At 63.7% G+C, this 11,104-nt stretch carries 10 protein-coding genes; 6 read left to right on the plus strand and 4 right to left on the minus strand.

Translation table 11 applies throughout. From position 1 onward, the window contains the following. Positions 1-143: 143 nt before the first annotated feature. Positions 144-734: a hypothetical protein gene (locus BRA1253DRAFT_RS02715; protein ID WP_007590816.1), complete on the minus strand. Its 591-nt coding sequence runs from the start codon at positions 732-734 to the stop codon at positions 144-146. A gap of 330 nt (positions 735-1,064) precedes the next feature. On the opposite strand from BRA1253DRAFT_RS02715, the gene BRA1253DRAFT_RS02720 reads away from it, so the two are divergent. Continuing rightward, positions 1,065-2,624, plus strand: a complete 1,560-nt coding sequence (locus BRA1253DRAFT_RS02720; protein WP_007590821.1) for a hypothetical protein — start codon at positions 1,065-1,067, stop codon at positions 2,622-2,624. Here BRA1253DRAFT_RS02720 and BRA1253DRAFT_RS02725 read toward each other — a convergent pair. Together BRA1253DRAFT_RS02725 and BRA1253DRAFT_RS02730 are read right to left on the minus strand one after the other, a co-directional pair. After that, positions 2,584-2,964 carry a hypothetical protein gene (locus tag BRA1253DRAFT_RS02725; RefSeq protein ID WP_007590823.1) on the minus strand — a complete coding sequence of 127 codons (381 nt, stop codon included), beginning with the start codon at positions 2,962-2,964 and terminating at the stop codon, positions 2,584-2,586. The two genes, BRA1253DRAFT_RS02720 and BRA1253DRAFT_RS02725, sit on opposite strands and share 41 nt — an antisense overlap. 110 nt (positions 2,965-3,074) lie before the next feature. Continuing rightward, positions 3,075-4,430, minus strand: a complete 1,356-nt coding sequence (locus BRA1253DRAFT_RS02730; protein WP_007590824.1) for a hypothetical protein — start codon at positions 4,428-4,430, stop codon at positions 3,075-3,077. A gap of 173 nt (positions 4,431-4,603) precedes the next feature. Between BRA1253DRAFT_RS02730 and glmU the strand changes: the two genes are divergently transcribed. Further along, the gene (gene glmU, locus BRA1253DRAFT_RS02735; protein ID WP_007590826.1) at positions 4,604-5,971 is read left to right on the plus strand and encodes a bifunctional UDP-N-acetylglucosamine diphosphorylase/glucosamine-1-phosphate N-acetyltransferase GlmU; all 1,368 of its coding nucleotides are present in this window, start codon (positions 4,604-4,606) and stop codon (positions 5,969-5,971) included. Positions 5,972-5,977: 6 nt separating this feature from the next. Here glmU and BRA1253DRAFT_RS02740 read toward each other — a convergent pair whose 3' ends face one another. After that, a complete protein-coding gene (locus tag BRA1253DRAFT_RS02740) occupies positions 5,978-6,196 on the minus strand; it encodes a hypothetical protein (protein ID WP_007590828.1) in 219 nt (72 codons plus the stop codon). Positions 6,197-6,415: 219 nt separating this feature from the next. Here BRA1253DRAFT_RS02740 and glmS point away from each other — a divergent pair, with 219 nt between their 5' ends. The 4 genes from glmS to BRA1253DRAFT_RS02760 all read left to right on the plus strand — a co-directional run. Further along, positions 6,416-8,242 (plus strand): glutamine--fructose-6-phosphate transaminase (isomerizing), encoded by a 1,827-nt coding sequence (glmS, locus tag BRA1253DRAFT_RS02745; protein ID WP_007590830.1) that lies wholly within the window; start codon positions 6,416-6,418, stop codon positions 8,240-8,242. Positions 8,243-8,330: 88 nt separating this feature from the next. Continuing rightward, positions 8,331-9,101, plus strand: a complete 771-nt coding sequence (locus tag BRA1253DRAFT_RS02750; RefSeq protein WP_007590844.1) for a DUF502 domain-containing protein — start codon at positions 8,331-8,333, stop codon at positions 9,099-9,101. 232 nt (positions 9,102-9,333) lie between these two features. Further along, positions 9,334-9,984, plus strand: coding sequence for a glutathione S-transferase family protein (locus BRA1253DRAFT_RS02755; protein WP_007590846.1), 651 nt, complete (start codon positions 9,334-9,336; stop codon positions 9,982-9,984). 295 nt (positions 9,985-10,279) lie between these two features. After that, on the plus strand, positions 10,280-11,104 hold an 825-nt coding region (locus BRA1253DRAFT_RS02760), incomplete at its 3' end, for an IS110 family transposase (protein ID WP_035992642.1).

Below are 11,104 nucleotides of genomic sequence, written 5' to 3' on the forward strand. Positions count from 1 at the left end.
GCAAATGGAGCATACCTCTGCCGCGCGGTTTCACAACTGTCATCGCCTCATGACCGTATGAGGGCATGCACATTTCAAATTCGCAGCAGTGCCAATTGCCTCTATCGCCGATCGTTCCTGAACGGAGGCTGAAACAATCGCGGCTATTTCGGGGGCGCCGGTGACGGGCTTGCCGCCGGCGAGGGGCTCGCGGCCGGCTGCGGCTGCGCATTGCCCGATGCCGGCGCGGCCGGCTGGGAGGCTGCGGCCGCCGCCTGCTGCGGCTGCGACGCCGGGTTGATCCAGCAAGCGTGCACACGGCTGTCCAGGGTCTCGGCGACTTTGGGATCGATCTGGCCGCCGAAGCGGGTCAGGCAGCGGAACGCGGCCTGGATATGGCCGCCGGGGCAGCCGAAGCGGTCGTACAAGTCGAGATGGCGGAATGCGGTATCGAGGTCATCCCGCCACATCAGCCGCACCACGCGCCGGCCGAGCCAGACGCATTCGGGGTTGCCGGCCGGGCCGCTGATGACTTGGGCTGCTTCGGCGAACTCGTCGGTGCGGCGCTGGTTCTGGGCGGCATCCTTGGCCGCGTCGGCGGGCTGGGCGGCTGCCTTGCTCTGGTCGGGGGCGGGCGTGCCGCTCTGGGCGGAGGCCGCGCCGATACCCATCAGGATGACAAGGGAAGAAACGGCCAAGGTGGCGGCGAGCTGCCGCAGGACCGCATTTCGTAACTCGAACACCCGTTGCCGCATGAATTCCCCAATATATCACTGACCGTCCGCGTCAGGACCTTCGCGGACGCGCCTGCGTGATGGCGTCCAAATGGGTCTCCAATGCGGCGGAAAAGTCCTCCCGAGTCCATGGCCTGAATCTGGAATTTTGTCCAGCAAAGTCACGATCCTAGGCCTCGGTCGAACGGCCGCAGGTAAATTCCTCAGGGGAGGGATGTATCCATAACGGAGTCACCCCCTTGGCAGACGGCGTGCTAGCAGGTAATCGACTGCCCTTCGCGGAGGACGGAACCGATTTCTCTTCGTACGCCACTGGCGCTTCTGCTCGTTTCACTGGGTGCGATCGCTGCCGTGTGGTGGTGGCTTGCCACGCCGATCTCGCTCGCGCGCGCCCCGATCGATCCCGCCGACAAGGTCCAGTGCGTCTCCTACGCGCCGTTCCGCGGCGAGCAGTCGCCGCTGAACGCGTGGACCCATATCGAGGCCGACCAGATTGAGCAGGACCTGCGCCAGCTCAAGGAGATCACCGACTGCGTCCGCACCTATTCGATGGAGAACGGGCTCGACCAGGTGCCGGCGATCGCGGCCCGGATCGGTGGACTGAAAGTGCTCCAGGGGATCTGGCTCTCCAGCAACCGCACCAAGAATTTCGAGCAGGCCGCGCTCGCCATTCGCCTTTCCAAGGATTTCCCCGGAACCATCACCAGCATCATCGTCGGCAACGAAGTGCTGCTGCGCGGCGAGATGACGACCGCGGACCTCGTCTCCATCATCCGCTCGGTGAAGGCGCAGGTCAGCGTGCCCGTCACCTATGCCGATGTCTGGGAGTTCTGGCTCAGGAATCGCGAGATCTATGACGCCGTCGACTTCGTCACGATCCACATCCTTCCCTATTGGGAGGACTTCCCGGTCAAGGCGAAGTTTGCCGCCTCCCATGTCGAACAGATCCGCGAGCGCATGGCGGTCGCATTTCCCGGCAAGGAGATCCTGATCGGTGAAACCGGCTGGCCGAGCGAAGGGCGCATGCGCGAGGGCGCGCTGCCTTCGCGCACCAACCAGGCGCGCGTCGTCTCCGAGATCCTGAGTCTGGCGAAAGCGCAGAAATTCCGCGTCAATCTGATCGAGTCCTACGACCAGCCTTGGAAGCGCAAGCTGGAAGGCACCGTCGGCGGCTATTGGGGCCTCTATGACTCGGTGCGCCGGAACCTGAAATATCCGCCGGGCCAGCCGATCAGCAATTTCCCTTACTGGAAATGGTACATGGGCGCCGGCATGGGCCTCTGCGTGCTGGTGTTCGCGGTGGCCGGCCTGACGTTGCGGCGCAGGCCCTGGACGCCGCGTTTCTCGGCTTGGCTCGGTGTGGCGATCTCGGCGACCTCGGCAGGCATCCTGCTCGGGATCGGCGCCGACAAGATGTACTACGAGAGCTACGGCATCGGCGGCTGGCTGCTCTGGGGCACGCTGCTCGCGGCCGGCATCCTGTCGCCGATCTTCTGCGCGCAGGCGATGGTGATCGGCCGCAGCCTTCCGACCTTCCTCGATCTGCTCGGTCCGCGCGAGGGCCGGAAATGGTCGAAGCTCACCGCCGTGCTGGGTCTGACGCTGGCGGTGGCCGCGGTGATCGCGGCGCAGACCGCGCTCGGCTTCGTGTTCGACCCGCGCTACCACGACTTCCCCTACGCCTCGCTGACGATGGCGGTGGTGCCGTTCGCGCTGTTGATGCTGAACCGGCCGCAGATTGGCCAGCGTCCGATCGCGGAATCGGTCTTCGCCGGCGTGCTGACGCTGTCGGCGGCCTATGTGCTCTTCAACGAGGGCCGCGACAATTGGCAGTCGCTGTGGACCTGCGCGATGTATCTCTTGTTCGCGCTCACGCTGTGGCGGGCGCGGGCCGAGCAAATCCAAGAATGAACAGGCCGATCGCCAGGCCCGACAGCACGACATTGTAGAGCACGATGCCGAGACCGGCGGCGATGATGCCGACGGTGAGCAGCACGATCGACGGCCGCATCAGGTTCAGCGTGGCCACCACCAGCGCGACGATGCCGAATACCGAATTCTTGAATAGCACGGTCGAGACCGAGCGCGCCTTGCAGATCAGGGTCTGAAGCCCGGCGTCGCAGGCGAGACCGACCTGCGAGTTTTCGATTCCGAGGTAGCGCAGATAGAGCGCATAGCCGACGGATGCGAAGCCGACGACGATCAGGAACTGCACCTGGTAGGGCGTGAGGCGGAAGGGCTTTTTTGTCATGGCGGCAATATGGTCGGGATGGCGCGGACGGGCAACAGGGAAGGCGCAAGTTTCTCGCGCCCTGCGTGAGATCCGTCACCCATTGAGCTGATGAATTGCCGCGAGGTAAGCTATCTTCTGAAGAACGACGACAGCGTCGATCCCGCCGACGCCGTCTCCGGCTTCGGCTGTGCGGCCGGCGGCGCCGCAGGAGCAGGCGCGGGTTCCTCGCGCTTCGACGAGCGTTTCGAGGAATAGCTGCGGCGATGCTTGTCGGGCTTGGCGGCGGGCGCGGGCGCGGTCTCGGCTTGCGGCACCGAGTCCTGGTTCTTGTCGGAGTTCTTCTCCTGAACTCGATCCTGAGTCTTCTCTTGTTTTTCCTGGCCGCCGCGCATCGACAGCCGCTGGCCGTCGAACACGGTGGTCTCGCAGTGGCGGTCGTTCTCGGCGAGGCCGGCGCAGAGTTTTGCCGCAGCCGCTGCATTGATCAGCGGGCCGGCACCGAGGCGGAGCTGCATGCCGAGGCCGGTGTTGCCTTCCTTGATCATGATGATCGGCCGCAGCGCTGCGATCTCGGGATTGGATTTGGTGAGCCCGCGCCACAGAGCGCGCAGTCCGTCGAGCGAGTTGGCGCCACCGAGATCAATCGCAAAGCGCGTCTGCTGGACCGCGATCGCGGGAGCCTCGCTTTCGGCAGCCTCCGGCGGCTTGGTGGGTGCAGCGGCGACTTCGATGGGCGCGGGCGCCGGATCGGGCTTCTTCTCGGCAGCCTTCTCAGCGATCTTCTCAGTGGTCTTCTCAGTGGATTCGGGCTGAACCAGTTTCGGGGCGGCCGGATCGGGCGGCGCCATGATCGATTTGGACGGGACCAACGGAAGCATCGGCAGTGCCGAATTTGTCGCCGGCAACTGCGCGACCAGCGAGGCCGCCGCTGCGCTCTGTGGCGCCGGGCTCGACGGCTCCCTTGCGGCCTCGGTGCGCGGCTTGTCGTTGGCCGGAGCTGGTGTCGAGGCGACCGGCGCGATGCCGGGCGCCGGCGGCCCGATCAAAGCTGGCGCGTCCTGCGGCTTCGCGACGGATGCCTGCGGCGGCGTTGTCGTCTGCTTGGCGATGGCGCCGGTGACGGAATCGAGCCCTTGCTCCAGCACGGTGACGCGCGAATAGAGCCGGTCGCGATCGGTGTTCAGCGTCTCGATGGCGGAGGCGAGCCGGCGGGCCTCGTTCTGGCTCTCCTTGGTCAGGATCTGGAGCCGGTCGGCCTGGCGCGCGAGATCGGCGGACGCGACCTGGTCGCGCCGCCAGCCGAGCTGGGCCTGGTTGGCGAACACGGCAATCACCACGGCGCCGACGGCCGCCACGCCCCATGAGCCCAGCCGCCACATCATGCCGCGATCGAACGAACTCTCCTCGGCCACAAGTCCGGAGAACAGCCCGCCGGTCTCCTTGTCGCCGAAGGCATCCGCCAGTGGGTCGGAATCCTTTGCCATGAACGTTAAGTGCCCAACCCCTGTCCGGCTTCCCCGAATCAATCAGGGAACATTAACAGGAAAAGCGTGTCGCACTTGAACTCCGGGCGTTTGCGGGGGTAGCAAGGCGATAGCTCATGAGGGCGGCCGTTGCCGCTGGCGCCGATTGATTCGGCCGGATTGACAGGATTTCGATGACCGCGCGTTCCAGCCTCACGATCGTGCTCGCCGCCGGCGAAGGCACGCGTATGCGCTCACACCTGCCGAAAGTGCTGCATCCGGTCGCGCACCAGAGCCTGCTCGCCCACGTGCTCGCCGCGGCGCCCAGGGGAACCGGCACCTCGCTCGCGGTCGTGATCGGACCCGACCATCAGGCGGTGGCGGACGAAGCAAAGCGCATCCGCCCCGACGCGCTCACCTTCGTGCAACATGAACGGCTCGGCACCGCACATGCGGTGCTGGCGGCGCACGATGCCATTGCGCGGGGCGTGGATGATTTGCTGATTGCGTTCGGCGACACGCCGCTGATCTCGGCCGAGACCTTTGCGCGGCTGCGCGCGCCGCTGGCCAAAGGCGCGGCGATTGCGGCGCTCGGCTTCCGCGCCGCCGATCCCACCGGCTATGGCCGCTTCATCGTCGAGGGCGACCGCCTGGTCGCGATCCGCGAGCAGGCCGATGCCAGCGCCGAGGAGCGCAAGATCGACCTCTGCAATGCCGGGGTCATGGCGATCGACGGGCGTCGCGCGCTCGCGATCCTCGACAAGATCGGCAATGCGAACTCCAAGGGCGAATATTATCTGACCGATGTGGTCGGCATTGTCAGCGAACAGGGATGGGATGCCGTGGTGATCGAAACCAGCGAGGACGAAGTGCGCGGCATCAACACCAAGGCGCAGCTCGCCGAGGCCGAAAGCGTGATGCAGGCGCGGCTGCGCAAGGCAGCGATGGAGGCCGGCGTCACGCTGATCGCGCCCGAAACCGTCTATCTCGCCGCGGATACCGTTTTCGGCGAGGACGTGACGATCGAGCCGTTCGTGGTGGTCGGCCCCGGCGTTTCGATCGGCGACGGCACGGTGGTCCATTCCTTCTCGCATATCGTCGAGACCAGGCTCGGCAAGAAGGTCTCCATCGGCCCCTATGCGCGGCTGCGGCCCGGCACCTCGCTCGGCGACGGCGCGCGCATCGGCAATTTCGTGGAGACCAAGGCCGCGACGCTCGAGGCCGGCGTCAAGGTCAATCATCTCTCCTACATTGGCGACGCCACAGTGGGCGCCAATTCCAACATCGGCGCCGGCACCATCACCTGCAACTACGACGGCTTCAAGAAGCACAAGACGATCATCGGGCAGGGCGCCTTCGTCGGCACCAACTCCTCGCTGGTCGCGCCGGTGACAATCGGCAACGGCGCCTATATCGGCTCGGGCTCGGTGATCACGCGCGACGTGCCTGATGACGCCATGGCGCTGGAGCGCAGTCCGCAGACCATCCGCGAAGGTGGTGCGGCGCGCTATCGCGAGATGAAGACGGGTGCCAGGAAGCCTGAAAAGAAGCCGGCGAAATGAGCGGCGCTATTCGTCGTCGGCGAATTCCGAGAAGATCGCGCGCGTCAGGCGCCAGCCGCGCGGCTTGGCACGCTTTGCCGGCTCGCCGGCGACGTGCTTGATGATGACGGGCTTGCTTTCCTTGCCGCGCTGGGGCGGCGGCCAGTGCGCAAGGTGCGTGCCGGTGGTCTCGCTGGCGCGCACCGACATCGATGACAGACTTTTGCGGTCGGATGAGCCTTTCATGGCCTGTCTCCCTGGTACGCAAGGGTTGGCCAAATTCGTTGACAACAAGTTAACGCGCGCGGTTTAAGGCCCAGCCAGTTCGACGCAGGCGAGGCTCGTCGCCGTCGGTGCTGTCTCAATCAGCAATAATTATTGAGTATCTGGTTCCTTAGGAACTTCGCTAAAAACCGAGCGCGTCGTTTAGGCGATTTTTCGACGATTTGGGGGATATTGATCCGCATGTGCGGGATTGTCGGCATTCTCGGGCGCGAGCCGGTTGCAGAGCAATTGGTGGATTCGCTCAAACGTCTTGAATATCGCGGCTATGATTCCGCGGGCGTCGCCACGCTCGAGGGCAAGCATCTCGAGCGCCGCCGCGCCGAGGGCAAGCTGAAGAATCTGGAGAAGCGGCTGGAAGCCGAGCCGCTCAAGGGCACGACCGGAATCGGTCACACCCGCTGGGCCACCCACGGCAAGCCGACCGTGAACAATGCGCACCCGCACGCGACCGAGCGTGTCGCCGTGGTTCACAACGGCATCATCGAGAATTTCCGCGAGCTGCGCGAGGAGCTCGAGACGAAAGGCACGGTGTTCCACACCCAGACCGACACCGAGATCGTGCTGCATCTCGTCGACGATCTGCTCACGCGCGGCAACAAGCCCGTGGAAGCTGTGAAATTGACATTGGCGCGGCTGCGCGGCGCGTTCGCGCTCGGCTTCATCTTCGCCGGCGAAGACGATCTCATGATCGGCGCCCGCAATGGTCCGCCGCTGGCGATCGGCTATGGTGACGGCGAGATGTATCTCGGCTCCGACGCCATCGCGCTTGGGCCGTTCACCGACACGATCAGCTATCTCGAGGACGGCGACTGGGTCGTGCTGACCCATACGAGCGCTGCGATCTTCGACAAGGACGGCCACGCCGTCCAGCGCGAGAAGACCAAGCACGCCGCCTCGACCTCGCTGGTCGACAAGGCCAATTACCGCCACTTCATGGCCAAGGAGATCCACGAGCAGCCGGAAGTGGTCGGCCACACGCTGGCACGCTATGTCGACATGGCGACCGAGCGGGTCTCCCTGCCGGTCAAGCTGCCGTTCGACTTCAAGAACATCCAGCGCATCAACATCACGGCCTGCGGCACCGCGAGCTACGCCGGGTTCGTCGCAAAATACTGGTTCGAGCGTTTCGCGCGCGTGCCGGTCGAGGTCGATGTCGCCTCCGAATTCCGCTACCGCGAGGCGCCGTTGCGCAAGGGAGATCTCGCCATCTTCATTTCGCAGTCGGGCGAGACCGCCGACACCCTGGCCGCGCTGCGCTACGCCAAGGCCGAAGGCGTGCACACGGTGGCCGTCGTCAACGTGCCGACCTCGACGATCGCGCGCGAGAGCGAAACCGTGCTGCCAACGCTGGCCGGCCCCGAGATCGGCGTCGCCTCGACCAAGGCCTTCACCTGCCAGCTCATGGTGCTGGCAAATCTTGCGATCGCGGCCGGCAAGGCCCGCGGCGAACTGTCCGACGAGGACGAGACCAAGCTCGTCCACGGGCTCGTCGAGGTCCCGCGTTTGATGTCGGATGCGCTTACCACCGAGCTCCAGATCGAGAAGCTCGCGCGCGAGATCGCGAAATCGCGTGACGTGCTCTATCTCGGTCGCGGCACCAGCTTCCCGCTCGCGCTCGAAGGCGCGCTGAAGCTGAAGGAGATCTCCTACATCCACGCCGAGGGCTATGCCGCCGGCGAGCTCAAGCACGGTCCGATCGCGTTGATCGACGAGACCATGCCGGTCGTGGTCATCGCGCCCTACGACCGGGTGTTCGAAAAGACCGTTTCCAACATGCAGGAGGTCGCCGCTCGCGGCGGCAAGATCATCCTGATGACCGACGCCAAAGGCGCGGCGGAGGCGACCGTCGAGTCCCTCGTCACCATCGTCATGCCTGACATGGCGGCGGCGTTCACGCCGATGGTCTATGCCGTCCCCGTTCAGCTGCTCGCCTATCATACGGCGGTGATCATGGGGACCGACGTCGACCAGCCGCGCAATCTCGCGAAATCCGTGACCGTGGAATAGGCAGAAGGGTCGGGCCGGAACGCTTCGTGGTCTTCCAAAACCTGCTAGAAGAACCTAGCTTGAACGAAGCGACCGACCTGGAACCCGAATGAACCCCCGTGACGACGCGCCTGCGCCTCTTGATCCCGTGCCGGAGCCGCATACCGGCCTGATAGGCCGCTTTCGCAATTATTTCCTCACCGGTCTCGTGGTGACGGGACCGGTTGCGATCACCTTTTATCTGGTTTGGTGGTTCGTCACCTGGGTTGATGGCGTGGTGCGGCCGTTCGTGCCGCTGGCCTATCGGCCTGAAACCTACATGCCGTACGTCATCCCCGGCTGGGGACTGATTGTCGCATTCTTCACGCTGACTCTGGTCGGCTTTCTCGCCGCCAATTTGATCGGCCGAACGCTGGTCGATGTCGGCGAGACCTTCCTCGGCCGCATTCCGGCGGTGCGCGCCATCTACCGCGGCCTGAAGCAGGTGTTCGAGACGCTGTTCTCGGGCAAGGGCTCGAGCTTCCGCAAAGTCGGCCTGGTCGAGTTTCCCTCGCCGGGCATGTGGTCGATCGTGCTGATCTCGCAAGCGCCGAACGAGGATGTCTCCCGTAGCCTGCCGGGTCAGGAGGAGCACGTCTCGGTGTTCCTGCCTTGCTCGCCGAACCCGACCACCGGCTTCTTCTTCTACGTGCCCAAGAGCAAGATTGTCGAAGTCGACATGAGCACCGAGGATGCCGCGACCCTGATCATGTCGGCCGGCGTCGTGCAGCCGGGCTCGGCGCCCGATTCGAAGAAGGCAGCGGCGCTGGCGGGCATGGCGAATGCCGCGCGTATTGCCAACGCCTCGGCGCTCCAGCCCCAGCCTGCGAAGGTGGAGTAGGGCCATTCCTTTGCGGGATGGCCGCCGTTCACGCGGGCGTTCGCATCCCTGCCAGGGCGTGTACTCTCAACGTCAGCTTGGCAATCACAGCGGAAAGCTGTGACTCGAGCGTGACAGGTGCCTTATCACCCAAAACGAGTGCAAGGAGCTATTGCAGCTTGTAGCGTCATTTCATTTCTGCTTACTGCTGGGCTCTAAGTGTAAGCCAATATTCCAATTGAGATCCGCGCCAATGCTCACCATTTATGGCCGTAAATCGTCATTCAACTTGCAGAAGGTGATGTGGCTGGTCTGTGAGCTCGGCATCGCGCACAAGCATGTCGAACTTGGAGGCTCGTTCGGGGGCCTCGACACGCCTGAATTCCTGGCCATGAACCCGCATGGCCGCGTTCCAGTAATTGATGACTCCGGCGTCGTCGTCTGGGAGTCGCACGCCATCTTGAGATATCTTGCGGCCAAATACGCTTCCGAAACGTCGTTCTGGAAGGCGAATCCGGCTGAGCGCGCGAAGGCAGACCAATGGATGGATTGGTCGCAAACCGCGTTGCAGCCGGCATTCATGGTTGGTGTGTTTTGGGGTTGGTACCGGACGCCCGAAGCGCAACGCAATTTGGCTGCGGTTGACAAAGCTCTGGAACAAACCAGCCGTTATCTGAAGCACATCGACCATCAGTTGAAAGGCAGCTGTTTCGTACTCGGAGACCAGCTATCACTCGCCGATATTCCGATAGGAACCCATCTTTATCGCTATCTCAATCTTGACCTTCCGCGCCCGAACTTGCCGAACGTTGAGCGCTGGTATGAGCGGCTGCAATCGAGGTCCGCCTACAATGAGCATGTGTGCGTACCATTCGACGAGCTCTACGGCCGGCTTGACTTTTGATTTGCACATCAGGGCGTATGATCACGGGAGGGGATGCCCATGGCAATACGAAAGGATCGGATTCCAACCCACGGCTCCCTGGGAGCAAGGTGGCGAAGCTTACTCGCGTTACTATGCCCTTTGGATATCTGGCTAGGCGATCGCGGAGCTTGGGTGAGCTGCGCCAGCGCGCGCTATCACGGACAGAGCGGGCCTCACACGAAGTGCAACGCAAGTTTATGATGGGGTGGACGCCCCGCCGACGGCATCGATGTGCCAAAGTGGAGGTGTTTAGCACCACTTAAGGGAGGCGTCCGTGATGCAGGTTAGCACAATCGGTCTGGATATCGCCAAGCATGTTTTCCACGCACATGGAGCGGACGGGAAAGGACAGGCTGTATTCAGCAAACGGATCAGCCGAGGAAAGCTCTTGGATTTCTTCGCAGCTCAGCCGAGTTGCACGGTAGCTTTAGAGGCATGTGGCGGAGCCCATCACTGGGCCCGGCAGCTTACGCAGCTTGGCCATCAGGTTCGGCTGATCCCGCCCGCCTATGTGAAGCCGTTTGTAAAGCGGCAAAAGAATGATGCAATCGATGCTGAGGCGATCTGCGAAGCTGCGCAGCGGCCGAACATGCGGTTCGTTGCCGTGAAGAGTGAAGAGCAGCAGGCTGCGGGTCTGGTGTTTCGAACCCGGGATCTGTTGGTGCGGCAGCGAACCCAGCTCATCAACGCGGTCCGAGGACACCTCACGGAATATGGTTGGATAGCGCCCAAGGGGCCATCGCATGTGGCGACGCTTGCCGACCTGATCGAGGAAGAAGCGATGGCCAGCTCCCTTCCCGAAGCGGCCCGTCCCATGTTCCGAGTGATGCTAGACCTTCTCGCCGAGTTGAATGGCAAGGTCGCGGATCTCGACAAGGAGATCACGCGACGCGCTCGCGAAGACGAGGTATCGCGCAGACTGATGACCATTCCTGGCGTCGGCCCGATCTCCGCCACCGCGATCGCCGCCCTAGCGCCGCCGATCGAGACTTTCACCAAGGGGCGCGACTTTGCCGCCTGGTTGGGTCTCACGCCTCTTCAAAAATCGACGGGTGGCAAACAGAGGCTTGGCGCGACGTCCAAGATGGGGGAGCGAACG

Origin of the sequence: Bradyrhizobium sp. WSM1253 (assembly GCF_000244935.1) — a bacterium.
Lineage (GTDB): Bacteria > Pseudomonadota > Alphaproteobacteria > Rhizobiales > Xanthobacteraceae > Bradyrhizobium > Bradyrhizobium canariense.

Bases quoted from the DNA above. Each gene is read 5' to 3' on its own strand.
- BRA1253DRAFT_RS02715 (WP_007590816.1), bottom strand. From the start codon at position 734: ATGCGGCAACGGGTGTTCGAGTTACGAAATGCGGTCCTGCGGCAGCTC.
- BRA1253DRAFT_RS02725 (WP_007590823.1), bottom strand. From the start codon at position 2,964: ATGACAAAAAAGCCCTTCCGCCTCACGCCCTACCAGGTGCAGTTCCTG.
- BRA1253DRAFT_RS02730 (WP_007590824.1), bottom strand. From the start codon at position 4,430: ATGGCAAAGGATTCCGACCCACTGGCGGATGCCTTCGGCGACAAGGAG.
- glmU (WP_007590826.1), top strand. From the start codon at position 4,604: ATGACCGCGCGTTCCAGCCTCACGATCGTGCTCGCCGCCGGCGAAGGC.
- BRA1253DRAFT_RS02740 (WP_007590828.1), bottom strand. From the start codon at position 6,196: ATGAAAGGCTCATCCGACCGCAAAAGTCTGTCATCGATGTCGGTGCGC.
- glmS (WP_007590830.1), top strand. From the start codon at position 6,416: ATGTGCGGGATTGTCGGCATTCTCGGGCGCGAGCCGGTTGCAGAGCAA.
- BRA1253DRAFT_RS02750 (WP_007590844.1), top strand. From the start codon at position 8,331: ATGAACCCCCGTGACGACGCGCCTGCGCCTCTTGATCCCGTGCCGGAG.
- BRA1253DRAFT_RS02755 (WP_007590846.1), top strand. From the start codon at position 9,334: ATGCTCACCATTTATGGCCGTAAATCGTCATTCAACTTGCAGAAGGTG.